This is a genomic window from Sutcliffiella sp. NPDC057660, from assembly GCF_042800035.1.
Classification (GTDB): Bacteria; Bacillota; Bacilli; order Bacillales; family Bacillaceae_I; genus Sutcliffiella_A.
This window is the reverse complement of record NZ_JBHVHV010000008.1, coordinates 205,798-221,592: the sequence shown is the minus strand read 5'-3', so window position 1 is coordinate 221,592 and position 15,795 is coordinate 205,798. Positions and strand designations below refer to the sequence as shown.

Here is a 15,795-nt window from a genome sequence, read left to right as displayed (position 1 = left end):
AATCCGCATTTTCCTGACGCTACCCCAAGAACAAGAATAACGGGTGAATGTGTCAGGTGAATGTCGGTGGGCAAATGGAAATAAAAAACCCACAATGGAACAATGTTAACAACATCATTTCATTATGGGTTTTCATTATTTCCGATTAATGGAAGAGAAACTTTAAAAGTCGATCCTTTGGTTGAGGATTCTACTAATATTAGCTCTCCTCCAAGGGCATGTGCAATCATTTTACTGAAGGGGAGCCCAATTCCCAACCCTCTTAATTTAAACTTCTTGTTATCTCCTCGGTAAAATCTCTCGAAAATAAGACTCTGTTCCTCAATTGGAATACCACAGCCAGTATCTTGAATAGTGATCGAGAGGTGATCGAATTCTTTTTTCATGCTAAGTGTAACCATTCCTTCCTTCACAATCGCTTGTTTGGCGTTGTTCAGAAGGTTGAACAGCACCTGTTTTAAGCGCATGGCATCCGTTTCTATCTGCTCATCCTCTTCAAGAAGACAAATTTTCAGCTCAACAAAGTTATCCTGTTGTGAGTGCTTCCATTGATAGGCAGTTTCCGCCACTACCCGATTGATAAAATGGTGCTCATTGATGATGGACAGCTGGTTAACGGAGAAAGAATTGAAATCCAGCAGATCTGCAATCATTTTTTGCATTCTGAACGTTTCCTTCAAAGAGATTGCTATAAATTCTTTTGCATCTATTCCAGTCACAACGTCATCTCTAACTGCCTGCAAAAGACCACTTATAGATGTAACAGGTGTCTTCAACTCATGTGTCACACCAGCCAAAAGCTCTGTTCGCAAGGATTCGAGTTGCTGTAACCGGTCTGCCATCTCTCTAAAGGATTCGACAAGTTCATATGTCTCTTCTTCGTGCAGGTTTTCAGGTAATTGAAAGGTATAGTTCCCCTCCTGTACCTGTTTTGCTGCTATAGCCACTTCTTTAATCGGTGAGGAAAGCTTTCTTGATAAAAAGTAGATCGCTGCCCATCCCAATATTGCCAAACTGCCTAGCATAATGAATAATAGGCTATATTCTTGTTTGACTTCTACCAGCTCGTTTTCTGGTTGGATGATTACGACCCATCCTACAATCTCCCTGTTAATTTCTATTGGTGCCTTAACTAGATATTCCTGAATCTTATTTCCGTCCGCAATCTTTTGAACCTGCTCCTCATTATTCAAAAGATTCTGCGGCAAAGTTCCTTTAAAAGATTGTCTTATGGATCGATTGGCAGAAAGAATAGTTCCGTCTTTATCAACGATATAAATGACTCCATTTGTCCTATGCTCAGGATCTTTGAACATGGGAGTATTATCCCTCGGAATAAATCTCCCTTGTTCATAATTCGAAACTCGGCTCGCAATTTCCTCTGCCATAAAAATGGTCATATTCAATCGGTTTTCCAAAGCGGAATGTTTGATCCACAGCACTGAAAGGAAAGCGATGACGATCAATCCGATCATCAGAGTGATAAAATATCTTGTTGTCCAATATCGTAAAAGTGATGGCCTTTTATCTCTAATCTTTAACACAGAATTGATACCCCAGTCCCCGCAGTGTCTTTATCTCCCCTTCATGGATGGACCATTCCCCGAGAGCTTTACGTATTCTTTTTACAGCAAGATCTACAGCTCTATCACTGCCGTCATAATCCATTCCCCATACCCGATCTAGTAGTTGTTCTCTTGTAAAGGTTTGATTTGGATGCTGCGAGAGGAATAGAAATAAGGCCAAGTCCCTTGGAGATAAAGGAATTGTTACTCCATAAAGAGAAACAGAATGAGACTTCCAGTTTACCGTCAATTGTCCGAATCGCTTGACACCATCAGGTTTTGTTTTATTGCCAGACCTTCTAAGAACAGCCTGTACCCTGGCAACCACTTCATCTGCAATAAATGGTTTCGTTATGTAATCATCTGCTCCACCTTTTAATCCGTTTAGGCGGTATGTGATCTCATCGAGTGCCGTCAGCATGATAACAGGACAGCTTCCTATCATTCGAATCTCCTCAAGGATCTTCCATCCATTTGTTTCCGGAAGCATGATATCCAGTAGCACCAAAGCCGGGAGTTCCTGTTGAAAAAGACGGATTGCTTCATTTCCATCAAAGGCTTGCACCACTTGATAACCTTCTTTTTGCAAATATACCTTAAGCACTTGATTGATTGGCACCTCATCCTCCACAACTAAAACCTTCTCCATCCGTTCCACTCCTTTGAACCTATTATACCTAAACATGAATAAGCATGAAAATCACAAGTACCATCCAGCCATAGTAGCCCAAGAATATGTCGGGAAGATGTCAAAATAAAAAAAAGACCCCGGTGCCAATACCGAAGTCCATAGCATTATATACTATCTTAATGAACCAATATAAATTAGAGAATCAACCTGCACTGTATCTAAAGAGCCGTCCAGAATTTTTCTGACATCACTAAGGGTATCCTGCAGACTGACGGATTCCCCTTTTTTCCCGGAGAACTGCTCCGCTACATAAAAGGGCTGCGTCAGATAAGCTTCCAGTCTTTCTCCCCTTTGGAAAGTTAGTAGCTCGGATTCTGGTAGTCGGTCGGTGCCCCTGACATTTACCAAAGACCGTAATTCCCTGTAGCGGCGTAATAACTTTTGTGCACGCTGTTGGATGCTTAGATGCTGCAGATCCAAATGTGCTCCTTCGAGGACAGAGGATGTGGAGTAGACGGGATTTATTGCCGGGAATTTGTGTCTTGCTGCCAGGTCTGCATCAAACTGCCAGAGTGTTTCAAGTGGACCGAATGGAAGATCCTCATCCACCACTTCTCCACTTAAGTCAACCAAAAAGGTGGTAACAGAATGGATGCCTACATTGTCAAGCTTCTCCTGTAGTTCCTGAATCTTGCCGGAAAGGACGTGACTTCTGTCTGCTGCAAAAGCAATTTCTTTTGAATTTCCTAGTGCCAGCGCTTTTTCATAGCTTTCTTCAATGGAGTTTGTAATAACATCTATCTCGTTGCTGATGTCGTTGACTTCTGGATGATTTCCTTCCGGATTCAGCAGCATGGTTGTAAAACCATCCATCTTTAAACGATAGAATAATTCAGCAAGCAATACAAGTTGCCCCATCCCGGGACGAGCCACCAATCCATTAGTGCCGCCTTTTGTTAATGGCGCAAATAAATCTACCACTTTAATTTTCGTTTCGATCATTTCTACCTTCTCCCCTCTGATAATCAAATCATCCAAACTGCAGCCTGCCAAATCAGCAAGAGCAACCAAGGTACGGACCTCCGCCCTTCCTACCGGAATTTTACCTGTGCAAAGATTTGATACTGTCGCCGGGCGTAAACCGACGGATTTGGCAGCACTCGTTAAATTTGGGACACGCCTTCTTAGCAAGGAAACATTTAATCTTATATTATCCAAATTTTACACCCCTTCCTTACTTTCAACAGTAATATATTTTCCGTTGTAAAGCAATCATTAAATTACTTTTAAGAGAAAAAAATATTACGCTAAAGGAGTGTGTGCAGTGTTGCATGATACATTCTGAATAATTGATTCTAAAGTATTGCTAGGATTTGCTAAAAAGGTTATATTTACAGAAATGAATGCCCTTTCATACCGCGAAATTGAAACGTTTCACTTCGGAGGGTATTTTATTCCATTTTATAAGGAAAGGAGATAGTTGTATGAAAAAATATGTAATTTCAGCAATATCTGTAGTTATTCTTGCTGCTATTGTTTTCTTTGTATTAAATTACATGGATACAGGAAAGAAAGCAGACGGGGAACTTGATCAGGAATTACTGGTCACTGCAGAAAAAACGTTTCGATTTTTTGAGGATTATACTGATCCAGCCACGGGACTGACGATGGACCGGGTTGATTTTGAAACGAAGGAGGTTAAAGCGGAGCATACCTCCCCAACCAATATTTCGATGTATTTGATGGGAATGGTTTCAGCAGTTGAGCTTGACTTGATTTCAAAAAAGGAAGCCGAGGAGAAAGTCGAAACCACCCTTCACACTTTGGAGAAAATGGAAAAATGGAATGGACTCTATTATAACTGGTATAATACGAAGGACGGCTCGCTGAAAAAGGATTGGGGACAGTTCATCTCGAGTGTCGATAATGGGTGGCTTACTGCAGGACTTATCGTCACCGGCCAATATTTTGAAGACTTGAAAGGAATGACAGACCCGTTAGTTGCGGCCATGGACTATTCCCACCTCTACGACCCGCAAGTTGGTCATCTCTATGGAGGTTATGACGTAGAAAAGAAAAGCGTGACTTCACACCATTACGGTTTGCTCTATACGGAACCCCGAGTTGCCAGCTATTTGGCAATCGGAAAAGGTGATGTGCCAAAAGAGCACTGGTGGAAGCTGTACCGTGCTTTCCCTCCGGAATTCGACTGGCAGCAGCAACGGCCTAACGGAACGATGGAAACGTATGACGGGATTGAACTCTTCCAGGGCTATTATGAGTATGAAGGAATTAAATATGTTCCAAGCTGGGGCGGCAGCATGTTTGAAGCGCTTATGCCTAGTCTCGTGTTAAAGGAAAATGAGCTGGGTACGAAAGCATTGGGATTAAACAACAAGCATCACGTTGAGGGGCAGATTCGTTTTGCAGAAAAGAACGAGTATAGAGCATGGGGCTTCTCGCCCGCAGGCATCCGTAATAATTATGGGGAGTTTGGTGTTCCTGCACTCGGTACAGAAGGGTATGAGGACAAGGCGACAGTCACTCCACACGCAACCTTCCTTGCGCTTGAGCATGCACCGGATGAAGCTCTTGCAAATATCCAAGCGTTAAAAGAACTTGATGCAAATGGCGAGGATTATGGATTCTATGATACAGTCAACCTTACATCCGGGGAAGTGGCACACTCCTATCTTTCCTTGGATCAGGGGATGATCTTAGTCTCTATCGCCAACTATTTACGTGATGGAGTCATTCGTGAATACTTCCATCAGGATCCGATTGGGAAGAAGCCGGAGCATTTGTTGGAGAAAGAAAACTTTAATATACAATGATGTGCTATTAAACAGCATTATTAAAAGCCTTGGCACTTTCCGAGGCTTTTTCTTATTGCTTTGAAACTTTGTTCAGAGCCAATGAAAAAATACTTGTAATGATAATAGGTGAGCCGAGAAATTATTTTCATTGCGTGCGAACGTATTTTCATTCGCATTTGCACTTCTGTTCATTTGTTTTGAACGAAAGTTCGAGTGTGATGATTGCTAAAAAAAAACGGCAGATCTCTCTGCCGCTTCCCTTCAATCTTTATCAAGCATCCGCTTCAAAATCAGTGGATGGTGGACGATTGTAAACAGTGGTATCCAAGTTTCCGGTTGCCTTTCCGGTCAGCACTCCTGCTGTCATACTTCCACTAACATTCAGTGCAGTACGTCCCATATCAATCAGCGGTTCAACGGAAATCAGCAAGCCTGCCAATGCTATCGGCAGATCCATCGCAGATAGTACAAGAATGGCAGCGAATGTTGCCCCTCCTCCTACTCCCGCCACACCGAAGGAACTAATGGCAACGACTAAAATCAACATGAACAAGAAAGATGGATCAAGTGGATTGATTCCGACAGTTGGTGCAATCATCACTGCCAACATCGCAGGATAAACTCCTGCACAACCATTCTGACCAATGGATAAACCGAATGAACCGGCAAAGTTTGCCACCCCATCTGATACTCCCAGCTCCTTCGTTTGCGCTTTGATATTTAACGGTAACGTCCCGGCGCTTGTTCTGGATGTGAAAGCGAAGGATAGAACCGGAAATGCCTTCTTTACATATGTTAAAGGATTCAATCCGGCAAACATCAAGAGCAGCAGGTGAATTCCAAAGACAATAAGTAGCGCGACATAGGAAGCTGCTACAAACTCTCCCAGCTTTGCTATGGCACCGTAATCACTGGTGGCGGTCACACGGGTCATGATGGCCAGAATTCCATAAGGTGTCAGACGAAGGATCAATGTTACCACACGCATAATAATCGTATAGAAGGTATCCACCAGTTTGGCAAAAGAATCGGCCTGTTCGGCATTCTTCCTGCGAACCCCAAGATATGCGATACCTATGAATGCTGCAAATATGACGACAGCGATTGTAGAAGTGGAGCGTGCCCCTGTAAAATCAAGGAAGACATTCGCAGGCAATAAATCCAGCATCTGCTGTGGGAAGGTTTTGGAAGCAAGGTCACCAGCACGTGATTCCAATTGCTCCCCCCTTGCTGTTTCTGCATCACCTTGCTCTATCTCAATTGCTTCTAGATCAAATAAGACGGTCGTACCGATACCGACTGCAGCGGCAATCGCTGTCGTACCGAGCAATATACCGATGATAAGAGCACTCACTTTTCCTATATTGCTTTTTAGCGTCAGGCGTGTAAACGCAGCGATGATGCTAATGAATACAAGCGGCATGACAATCATTTGAAGAAACTTCACATAGCCTGAACCGACGATATTGAACCAGTCGATGGAACCGGCGAGCACCTCCGAATCAGCTCCATATGCGTATTGCAATCCCAGACCGAAAACAATCCCGATGCCTAAGCCTGCAAACACGCGCTTGGCAAAGGAGACTCCATTCTTTTGCATCTTGTACAGCCCAAAACACAGTAAGAGTAAAAGAAAAATATTAAGGACGAGTAAAAAATTATCCATGCTGTCTTTCCTCCCTTTATCTTCATTACTGAAGCGTTGAGGCTTCTCTACATCTTATGGGCTTATTGGATGAACATGCCTCAGACAATAAAAAAAGAAAGTAGGACAGGCACCTTGTAGGGTACTTGTTCTACTTTCCTGCTTCTTATTCTTGCTCTTCTACTACTCCCTCGAATGCAGAGGAGACTTTATCAAATTCTTCGTCGGACTCTATTTCGGAAAGTTCTCCATCCTCTTCCACTTTCAAGAAAAAGATATCTACGTCACCAGTGGTCTGCTTCTCGACTTCTTCGACAAACGCTACAGCTACGTACGTGGAGCCCTCCACATCCATTGTTCCTAGTACTTCTAGTTCCTGATCCTGGTCATTTTCATCCTGAACGATGAAAATATCTCCTACTTCCACTTTATCCATCCTTATATCTCCCTTCCATTCCTATCGATGACATTCACTATTATCCTATCTTCCCTTTTACGAAAATTAATATACCTCCGTATCGTAGAAAATGGACCTTCCTATCTTACCATAATGTGCTAATCTATTAATAGTCATACTACATAAATGAGGTGTACATATGGAAGAATATGTGGAGATGGATGCAGTCGGTCTTAGTGAACTAGTAAAAAGGAAAGAAGTAAAACCAAGTGAATTGGTGGAATCGGCTATTGACAGGAGTAAGCAGGTCAATCCCCTCATCAATGCCGTAATAATCGAGATGTTTGATGAAGCAAGGAGCTTGGCTACATCGGATGATCTGTCTTCACCCTTTGCAGGTGTCCCTTATCTAATGAAAGACTTGGAGTTTTTTGCAGGAGCACCTTATACAGCTGGTTCGAGACTTTTAAAGGATTTCTTATGTCCTACAGATTCCGTATTATCTTCACGGATACGCAGGTCCGGATTGATTACAATTGGAAAAACGAACACTTGTGAGCTTGGCATTCAACCAATTACCGAACCGGAGCTTTACGGACCAACTCGAAACCCTTGGAATCTTAGCTTTACCGCTGGAGGTTCAAGTGGTGGATCTGCTGCTGCTGTGGCAGCTGGAATTGTCCCAATGGCCCATGCCTCGGATGGCGGTGGTTCAATCCGAATACCGGCTTCCTGCTGTGGTATATTCGGGATGAAAATCAGTAGAGGACGAAACCCAAGAAACCCCGATACTCTCGGATTGGGTGTCAGTCATTGTGTTTCCAGGAGTGTTCGTGATAGTGCCGCATTACTCGATGCTACACATGGGCCAGGATTTGGAGATCCATATGTTGCACCCTCACCTATTCAGTCCTTTATCAAAGAAGTTACGACCACTCCTGGTAGGCTGAGAATAGGTTTTCTATCAACCACATTCGATGGGAAGCCGATTGATCCCGATTGCAGGGATGCGGTAGTGGATGCAGCCAAATTGTGTACGGAATTAGGACATCATGTGGAAGAAGCAAGCCCGGCAGTCAATGTGGAAGCATTTACGAATGCCTTTACCGTTTTATGGTATCAGATGGTAACGCTGGGAATCGCTTCTCTCCCTGCACTTGTCGGAAAAGTGGCAAGCGCGGAGCACTTTGAACGGCTGACTTGGGAAATAGGTCAGGCTGGAGCAAAGTATACCGGGGTGGAAACCCTGACTGCCATGTCCTATATGCAGCAATTGGCAGGTACAATGGCACGATTCTTCACAGACTATGATTTGCTACTTACACCGACCCTATCTAAACCACCTGTAAAAATAGGGGAATTGGTATACAAGGGGAATCTTGAGGAGTATTCAAGGCTAGCGAATGGATGGGTTCCTTATACGCCTCTTGCCAATGCGACTGGGATACCGGCGATGAATGTGCCTCTCTATTGGAATGATAACAATCTACCAATCGGTGTTCAATTTTTCGCCCCATACGGCGACGAGGCCACGCTGTTCCGTCTTGCAGGTCAGCTTGAGGAGGCACGTCCATGGGCTGGTAGAATGCCTGCCTTTACGAAAACGTCTTAAAAGCAAAAGAAAACCCAGCGTCCGAATCGGATGCTGGGTAGTTTTAGGTTTAAATTAGTATGGAAGTACAAGCCACAACTGCCGTAACTTAGTATAAGAAAGTTTTAAACCACCACTCCTGAAAGTGGGTGTTCGCAAAAACATTCTTGTCGTCCTCTATCTCGGAGGCTTGACATTCCTGCTTTTATATAAAACTCCCTAGTTAAGTATAAAGGTTAAAACTTTGTTATGGTTACGTGCATCGCAGCTTGTTTTACTATAGTACAGTAGAATAGATTGAAATGCAACTATCAACTATTAGTTGAAATCATTGAAATTATCCGTCTATTGCGACCCTCTTGCCAGTGTTGTCCTTTTGCTTAAAAGACACCATGCTCGAGCTCCTTTATGCAATACTCCTTCATCAATGCCAGCTCTTCTTCTTCCAATTCAAAGTCAAGCAAGGTGTTGGTTGAATCCTCGTAGAGATGATACTGGACAATTCTTGTTCCGTTGTCATCTACTGCTACAATCGCTTTGATAAAGACACCATTCTCCATATGCATCTCGTCATCTTCGGGAATTTCGATGTCTATGAGGAATTCATAGCGGTCTCCAGTCAATATTCCTGTCGGGTCTTTCAGTTTTTCTGCTTCATGTCCGGTAATGTTCATATCTGACATCCTTTCTCTACTATCGTTTTCTTCTATTGAATTCTTGTTTTTGGCTAGCGGTAAATTCTTTTTTCTTCTGAGCTGATTTTCCCGCTTTTTTGATGTTCATTTCTCTTTCCTTCTCATAATCGTCGCGATCGGGAATGCTGATTCCTTTGATGACGACTCTCTCCAAGGTCTGCTTGATTCCCTTTTCAATCAACTGTAGATTATCAACGTCCCTTGGTGCAAATAATGTATAAGCCGAGCCATCACCGCTTGCTCTGCCTGTTCTCCCGGTTCTATGTATATACGTCTCAACATCTTCTGGGACATCATAGTTATAGACGTGTGTAACACCTTCCACATCGAGCCCTCTTGCCGCCACATCCGTTGCAACAAGGTACTGAAGCTTGGCATCGCGGAAGTTCCTCATCGCACGCTGGCGTTTGGACTGAGGGATATCCCCGTGCAGTTCATCCGTCAAAAAACCTTTTTCCTTAAGGGTCGCATTTAATTTTTCCACCCTTGCTTTTGTCCGGCAGAAAATGATTGCCAAATAGGGCTGGTGTTCCTGTATCAGGTGAAGCAAAGTACCTTCTTTGCGTCGATCGGTGGTTTCAACAGCGTACTGCTTGATCTTATGGACGGTAACCTGTTTTTCTTTGATTTCAATGTGCTCAGGACTTTTCATATACTTACTGGCAAGTGCATGAATTTCCTTAGGGATGGTCGCGGAGAATAAAAGGGTCTGCCGTGATGGGAAAGTTTCGTGGATAATAGTATCCACATCAGGCAAAAATCCCATCAATAACATCTGATCTGCCTCATCTATGACAAGCATCTTCAAAGTCGAAAGATCAATCGTCCCACGTCTCACATGATCTAAAAGTCTTCCTGGTGTCGCCACAATGATATGCTGCGCACCTTTCAGCTTCTTCAGCTGATGCTGGACGTCCTGTCCCCCAAAAATCGCGAGTACATTTACTCCATCAATGTTTTCCATCATCTTCTTTATTTCTTTCGTTATCTGATGAGCAAGCTCACGGGTAGGTGTTAGGATTAGAGCTTGTGTATCGGGATTGTTAACATCGATCTTCTCGAGGATCGGCAGCACAAACGCCAAAGTCTTTCCTGTACCTGTCTGCGCTTGTGCAATAATATCTTTTCCGTCCAATACGGCTGGAATCGTTTTTTCCTGTATGGGTGTTGGTGTGACAAGTCCTAAGGATTTCAATGTATGGTTCAGTTCTTTTTTAATTCCCAATTGTAAAAAGTCAGGCATGTAGATCACGTCTCTCTTCTATTAAGTTGCTATTTTGCTTCCTAACTATAACATAACCAAGATTAACAAAAAATAAAAAACGGTCCCGATGGAGTCCGTTTCTTCATAATGATATTATTTGAACCATCCCTTTTCCTTGGATTGGGTAATGGCCTCAATTCTGTTTTTCACTTCGAGCTTATCGAGAATGGTAGAAATATAATTTCTTACCGTGCCGCTTTTGATGCTGAGCTCTTCAGCTATTTCCTGCGTATTCTTTCCATCTGCAACTAGCTCAAGAACCGCTTTTTCCCTTTCAGTCAATGGATTTTCCTCTCCATAAACATCATCCATCAGCTCAGGAGCATAGACCCGTTTTCCATCCATGATGCTGCGAATGGAGCTGGCAAGCTCTTCACTGGGGCTATCTTTCAACAAATACCCTTTCACGCCGGCTTTTAATGCTCGCTGGAAATAGCCGGTGCGGGCAAACGTTGTTAAAATGATGACTTTGCAATTCGTCCCCTTTAATTCTTCTGCTGCATCCAACCCCGTTTTCAAAGGCATTTCTATATCCATCATGCAAATATCGGGTTTGTATTGATTGTAGAGGGCAATGGCCTCCTCGCCGTTACCTGCCATGCCCACCACTTCCATATCATCTTCCAAATCCAGCAATGAACCTAAAGCACCCAGCATCATTCTCTGATCCTCGGCTATTACTATACGAATCATACATACTCCCCCTTATCTCTCTGCATCACCACATTCGGTACTTTGATGAGAACGGTAGTTCCTTCTTCCGCTTCTATCTCTAGCGTTCCGTTCACAAACTCAAGTCGTTCCTTCATACCCGATATTCCGCTGCCTTTTAATAAATCCTGTTCCTCTTTCATGCCGATCCCATTATCTGTGATAGTGAGACGCAGCTCCTTACCTTTTTGCTCTATCTGAATATGACATTCTGTTGCCTTACTGTGTTTCACCACATTTGTTACGGACTCTTTTAGACACATGCTTAATATATTTTCGAGAAACAGCGAACTGTTTTTCAACGGAAGATCATGATCAATCGTGCATGCAATTTCTGCTGCATCCAAGATTTGTCTTACCCGTACCATTTCTTCCTTCAGTCGAATTCCGCGCATCTGGGAGACCATATTCCTTACTTCATTCAAAGCGGTTCTAGCGGTCTGCTGTACATCCTTCAGCTCATTTTTTGCCTGCTCGGGATTTTTATTAATAAGCTTCCGCGCCAAATCACTTTTAAGGCCAATGAGTGAAAGCTTTTGCCCTAGAGTATCGTGGAGGTCCCTGGCAATCCTCTGTCTCTCCTCTTGCTTGACCAGCTCGGAAATACGCTTGTTTGCAACGTCCAGTTGTGCTTCCAATCTGTCTTGCTTTCCTTTGTTGAAGAGGTTGAAGGGTAAAAGGATAACGCTGATCCATATAATTACGATAAACGGCAATTGAGTCAGGAATAGATCATCCCTTAATGCCAGGTTAATATTGATTGCAACGGTTGTTGCAACGAGATGAATAATATAAAGCGTGATAAATGCTATTCGATTTTTTATTTTTCCATTATAGTAAGCGATGTAAAAAGCGAAATAAATAAAATGAAAAACGATGGTCATGGTAATGGAAATGGCAATCAATATACAAGTCCATAGATAGACAGGCCATTTTTTTGATAAAAATGCAAAACGGTAAGATACAAAAAATAAGATAGTCAGAACGATTCCGATAATAACCTCCATTGTTGAGGAGGATTGAAAGATGAAATAAAATGGCAGGATACTGAAAACACTCCATATATACGGGTTGATTCCAGATCCTTTTTGAAAAATCAAGTACCTTTTTTGCATAATATAAACCTCTTTATTCTGTATGAAAGTTTTGTCTTTCTGCTATTTTACCATATTAAATAGGAAAGTAATGTAAAACCAGAGTTATGTGGGACAAAAAAATGTACTTTTTTCAAGTACATTCTAGGCTGTAGACAAACTTGAGGTAATTCGAGGTTGTCTACAGTTTTTTGTGTACCTGTATAATTAAGCCCGTTGATTTCCGTTCCAGGCACTGCGCTTATCCTTAGGCGGTCCGGGAGCCTCCTCGACGCTGCGCGTCTGCGGGGTCTCCCTTGTCCCTTCCTCCCGCAGGAGTCTCCGTGCCTTCCACTCCAATCATACTGAGTTTTCTAAACTTTTTGCGGACCGATAACCACGTGTATTTTTAAATTATAATTAAAAAACACGTGAGGTAATAAAGATGCTTACTAAAGAGGGATACCGTGAATATTAATCCCCGAAGCATCTCTGTGCTACTGTTGAAATGTATAGATTATCAAAAGGTGGTATTCAAGAGATTTATCCAACGATATCATCCAACTAAATCGGATAATGGGGTTCAGAATTTGACCAGTCCGAACCCCTTATTTCAAGTACATTCTAAAACATTACTCATCAAATCGTCCATTGATCATGAATGATTCCCACTACATACCATTTGTCATCAAGCTTTTCTATTACCACCCGGAGGCTCTTCCAGTCCATTCCCTCATACTTCTCCTCAAATCCAGGGAAATGAAACTCTACGACCGTTGCGCCCGGATAAACCTCCATACTGTTATCAATGCTATTGCCATGACCAAGTCTCTTGTTAATGGAGATTTGCTCTGCATGTAAAAAGTCAGCATCATAGACAAACTTTTTATAGTATTCATGGAAGGACAATTCAATCGGGTCGCCTGTGCCGTCATATTCCCCCCATAGATAGATTTGCTGATTCTCTTTTAGTGCACCTACCTCACTCGCTGATAACACGAGATTTTTTTCCACATCGATATAGCCATATGGGGTAAAACGGACCCCCTTGGTAGGATGTATCAGGTCTTTTAAAGCGGAAAAGTCTTTTTCTTTTAATAGCTTTACAGCAGCAAAGGCAGAATCCTCTGCGCTTAATTCCTTTTCCACTACTGGTTCAGGGTCTTCCATCTCTTTCATTTCTTTCATGGAGCATCCCATAGAACTAATGCCTGCAACCAATATTATCAAAAGTGCGATCATTCTCATATTTCGTTCTCCTCCGCATTCCATTTATTTAAAGTATGGCCAAAATGGAAGCACAAGAACATTCGAACCCAATCTTTTTCAGTTGGAAGGATTTTTATCGAACTTTTTGTTGGTCAGTACATTTAAAGCAGCCATTCCATCGCTTGGACATCCATTCAGATGGTTGATGGGAAACAGAGAGAAAAAGACAAAGTAAAAGGAAAAGTAGGTGAACTGATAGATTAGGATATTAGGCTCGATCACCCCTTTCATGATCAATCCATTCAAAATCAGGATGGAGGCGATGTTAAACAAGGACCCTCCCAAATATACCAATGCTTTTTCAATTTTCCCTGCTCTATTACTGACTGTGATATATTCACACCAACCATCATAAAAGTAAAGCTTTCTAATTCTGAGGGAACCAATCTTAAACAATATGTTTCCAGTCCCGATATGAACAATCACTTTTCCGCCAAATAATTTTGCAAAGAAAAAATGCCCTAATTCATGTAAGATGGTGACCATTGGCAAAACGAGGAAGAAAGAGACAAAGAACTTCCATAGATCATTAAATCCGAACATCAGCAACCACTCCTAAACCTGATTTTATACAAGTAAATAGAAGTCTTTTTCCCCTAAATGAATATAAAAAAACACACCAAATTTCAAAATGGTGTGTCATATTGAAATGAATCGGGCTCCAGTATTAGATGAGGGTCGTCTTATTCTTCCAAACTTTTAAACTTAATTCGTAATATTCACAGGCTGACTGGTATCTGTCAGTCGATGTATAATACTCTGCCAAAATCTCGGCATATTTAGCCACGTTATCTTTGTCTCCCGCTCTTGTAAAATAATCGATCACATAATCGGATATATATTTTTCGATTTCAGGATTTTTAGTTATTAAATATATGTGAACATTGAAATGTATAATATATTCCTCTATTTTATTTCTTTGGGCCAATACCAAGCCTTCTTCCGCCCAACCAAGAGCAAATTCATTCTGATTAAGCTTGTAATACTCTTTAACCAGGGTATTGATGGAAAACAAGCTTCTGTCTTCCTCTTTTTTAAGTTTAAGTGATTCCAAGAAATAAAAGATGGCATCTTCTGAGTTTCCCAAGAATGATTGCATACATCCAAGGTTATGCAGGGCCATGGATTCCAGATACACATCCTTCAAGTCTACTCCGATTTTTTTTGCATAAAGATAGTTTTCTTGGGCTTTTTCCAATTGATGGACTTTATGATAGCTCAAACCAAGAATAACGTGGCACTCTGCCGATCTCCGGTTATAATACAGGGATTGATAAATAGAAAGCGCTTTTTCGGCATAGGTGATCGCTTCGAAGTAATCGGATGTTTTTTGGCTTGTCAATGCAATTTGATAAAACAGCTCCGCCTTATCTTCTTCTGATAATGGAAGTTTATTATGCATCTCCAATGCCTGTTTTAATATGAATATGGATTGTAGGTTATCGTTTACTCGATAATAGTAGATTCCGATGGTCTTCTTCCGAATATACTCAATGATAGTATTTTTGCTTGTCGGGAGGTCGGATATCTGGTTATAAAGGCTGTCGATTAGCTTCTTATCAAAGATTAAAAGGGCATATTTCAGTTTTACACATAAATAAAGCAGCAATGTTTCGTGAGGCATGGTTTGACTTCCTATATTGTATTCCTCATTAATATAGCTCAGTTTTTTCCATGACTCTTTCGGGTCCTGTCTGACAGTACTCTCGTAGCAGCTTAACAGCTTGTCCACTAAATCCAATAGGTGTGAAGCGGGAAAAATCCCTTGAGATAAATTTTCCTGTGAGATACCTTTTTTGTTTCGGTAGTAATCGATCATTTCTCCGTTTCTCAATGCCAACACCCTTTATTTGAATTATAAGAATATTTTACCATCATTTTCTACAATTATATACAATTTTCTGTGAAATTTTCCTATTTGATGTGCTTATAAGGACGTTAGTACCATGTTTACACTTCATTTTAAGCCGGTCACAAATTCGTCGCTGTCCTGCCATAAAGTTGTCATAAACAGTGCCCTCTACCCTGTTTTGTTACAAAGGAAAAGGGAATATACTTAAGAACATACAAGAACTTAAATCTTATATTGTGAAGTATTGAGCAAACTATTGTATACTATTGTTAAGAATTTATTATTG

Annotated in this window: 14 protein-coding genes and 1 other RNA gene; 2 read left to right on the top strand and 13 right to left on the bottom strand. The window is 41.7% G+C overall.

Going from position 1 to position 15,795, the window contains the following annotated elements; genetic code table 11:
- Positions 1-122: 122 nt before the first annotated feature.
- The 3 genes from ACFVAD_RS11335 to ACFVAD_RS11325 all read right to left on the bottom strand — a co-directional run bounded on the left by ACFVAD_RS11335 (position 123) and on the right by ACFVAD_RS11325 (position 3,414).
- Positions 123-1,544, bottom strand: coding sequence for an ATP-binding protein (locus tag ACFVAD_RS11335; RefSeq protein ID WP_386639632.1), 1,422 nt, complete (start codon positions 1,542-1,544; stop codon positions 123-125).
- Entirely contained in the window at positions 1,531-2,214 is a 684-nt protein-coding gene (locus ACFVAD_RS11330; RefSeq protein ID WP_386639628.1) for a response regulator transcription factor, read from the bottom strand. The genes ACFVAD_RS11335 and ACFVAD_RS11330 overlap by 14 nt, the downstream gene beginning before the upstream one ends.
- A 153-nt stretch (positions 2,215-2,367) precedes the next feature.
- Positions 2,368-3,414 (bottom strand): ATP synthase beta subunit C-terminal domain-containing protein, encoded by a 1,047-nt coding sequence (locus ACFVAD_RS11325; RefSeq protein ID WP_386639625.1) that lies wholly within the window; start codon positions 3,412-3,414, stop codon positions 2,368-2,370.
- Between the two features lie 266 nt (positions 3,415-3,680).
- Here ACFVAD_RS11325 and ACFVAD_RS11320 point away from each other — a divergent pair, with 266 nt between their 5' ends.
- Positions 3,681-5,030: a glucoamylase family protein gene (locus ACFVAD_RS11320; protein WP_386639621.1), complete on the top strand. Its 1,350-nt coding sequence runs from the start codon at positions 3,681-3,683 to the stop codon at positions 5,028-5,030.
- A gap of 253 nt (positions 5,031-5,283) precedes the next feature.
- On the opposite strand, the gene ACFVAD_RS11315 is transcribed toward ACFVAD_RS11320, so the two are convergent.
- Positions 5,284-6,678 carry an L-cystine transporter gene (locus ACFVAD_RS11315; RefSeq protein ID WP_386639618.1) on the bottom strand — a complete coding sequence of 465 codons (1,395 nt, stop codon included), beginning with the start codon at positions 6,676-6,678 and terminating at the stop codon, positions 5,284-5,286.
- Positions 6,679-6,823: 145 nt separating this feature from the next.
- Positions 6,824-7,093, bottom strand: coding sequence for a DUF1292 domain-containing protein (locus tag ACFVAD_RS11310; RefSeq protein ID WP_386639616.1), 270 nt, complete (start codon positions 7,091-7,093; stop codon positions 6,824-6,826).
- 160 nt (positions 7,094-7,253) lie between these two features.
- On the opposite strand from ACFVAD_RS11310, the gene ACFVAD_RS11305 reads away from it, so the two are divergent.
- Positions 7,254-8,666, top strand: coding sequence for an amidase (locus tag ACFVAD_RS11305; protein WP_386639614.1), 1,413 nt, complete (start codon positions 7,254-7,256; stop codon positions 8,664-8,666).
- 65 nt (positions 8,667-8,731) lie between these two features.
- Here ACFVAD_RS11305 and ssrS read toward each other — a convergent pair.
- The 8 genes from ssrS to ACFVAD_RS11265 form a co-directional block, all read right to left on the bottom strand.
- Positions 8,732-8,919, bottom strand: a non-coding RNA gene (gene ssrS / locus ACFVAD_RS11300) — 6S RNA.
- Between the two features lie 106 nt (positions 8,920-9,025).
- Positions 9,026-9,319 (bottom strand): DUF6509 family protein, encoded by a 294-nt coding sequence (locus ACFVAD_RS11295; RefSeq protein WP_386639612.1) that lies wholly within the window; start codon positions 9,317-9,319, stop codon positions 9,026-9,028.
- Between the two features lie 19 nt (positions 9,320-9,338).
- Positions 9,339-10,583, bottom strand: a complete 1,245-nt coding sequence (locus ACFVAD_RS11290) for a DEAD/DEAH box helicase (RefSeq protein WP_386639609.1) — start codon at positions 10,581-10,583, stop codon at positions 9,339-9,341.
- A gap of 114 nt (positions 10,584-10,697) precedes the next feature.
- Positions 10,698-11,297, bottom strand: a complete 600-nt coding sequence (locus ACFVAD_RS11285) for a response regulator (RefSeq protein ID WP_386639607.1) — start codon at positions 11,295-11,297, stop codon at positions 10,698-10,700.
- Complete coding sequence (locus ACFVAD_RS11280) at positions 11,294-12,430, bottom strand: sensor histidine kinase (protein ID WP_386639604.1); 1,137 nt, start codon at positions 12,428-12,430, stop codon at positions 11,294-11,296. Before ACFVAD_RS11280 ends, ACFVAD_RS11285 begins: the two co-directional genes overlap by 4 nt.
- A 597-nt stretch (positions 12,431-13,027) precedes the next feature.
- Positions 13,028-13,636 (bottom strand): hypothetical protein, encoded by a 609-nt coding sequence (locus tag ACFVAD_RS11275; protein ID WP_386639601.1) that lies wholly within the window; start codon positions 13,634-13,636, stop codon positions 13,028-13,030.
- A gap of 78 nt (positions 13,637-13,714) precedes the next feature.
- Positions 13,715-14,200: a zinc metalloprotease gene (locus ACFVAD_RS11270; protein WP_386639598.1), complete on the bottom strand. Its 486-nt coding sequence runs from the start codon at positions 14,198-14,200 to the stop codon at positions 13,715-13,717.
- Positions 14,201-14,324: 124 nt separating this feature from the next.
- On the bottom strand, positions 14,325-15,491 hold the full coding sequence (locus ACFVAD_RS11265; protein WP_386639595.1) for a tetratricopeptide repeat protein: 1,167 nt from the start codon (positions 15,489-15,491) through the stop codon (positions 14,325-14,327).
- Between the last annotated feature and the right edge of the window lie 304 nt (positions 15,492-15,795).

Bases quoted from the DNA above. Each gene is read 5' to 3' on its own strand.
- ACFVAD_RS11330 (WP_386639628.1), bottom strand. From the start codon at position 2,214: ATGGAGAAGGTTTTAGTTGTGGAGGATGAGGTGCCAATCAATCAAGTG.
- ACFVAD_RS11320 (WP_386639621.1), top strand. From the start codon at position 3,681: ATGAAAAAATATGTAATTTCAGCAATATCTGTAGTTATTCTTGCTGCT.
- ACFVAD_RS11315 (WP_386639618.1), bottom strand. From the start codon at position 6,678: ATGGATAATTTTTTACTCGTCCTTAATATTTTTCTTTTACTCTTACTG.
- ACFVAD_RS11310 (WP_386639616.1), bottom strand. From the start codon at position 7,093: ATGGATAAAGTGGAAGTAGGAGATATTTTCATCGTTCAGGATGAAAAT.
- ACFVAD_RS11305 (WP_386639614.1), top strand. From the start codon at position 7,254: ATGGAAGAATATGTGGAGATGGATGCAGTCGGTCTTAGTGAACTAGTA.
- ACFVAD_RS11295 (WP_386639612.1), bottom strand. From the start codon at position 9,319: ATGAACATTACCGGACATGAAGCAGAAAAACTGAAAGACCCGACAGGA.
- ACFVAD_RS11290 (WP_386639609.1), bottom strand. From the start codon at position 10,583: ATGCCTGACTTTTTACAATTGGGAATTAAAAAAGAACTGAACCATACA.
- ACFVAD_RS11285 (WP_386639607.1), bottom strand. From the start codon at position 11,297: ATGATTCGTATAGTAATAGCCGAGGATCAGAGAATGATGCTGGGTGCT.
- ACFVAD_RS11280 (WP_386639604.1), bottom strand. From the start codon at position 12,430: ATGCAAAAAAGGTACTTGATTTTTCAAAAAGGATCTGGAATCAACCCG.
- ACFVAD_RS11275 (WP_386639601.1), bottom strand. From the start codon at position 13,636: ATGAGAATGATCGCACTTTTGATAATATTGGTTGCAGGCATTAGTTCT.
- ACFVAD_RS11270 (WP_386639598.1), bottom strand. From the start codon at position 14,200: ATGTTCGGATTTAATGATCTATGGAAGTTCTTTGTCTCTTTCTTCCTC.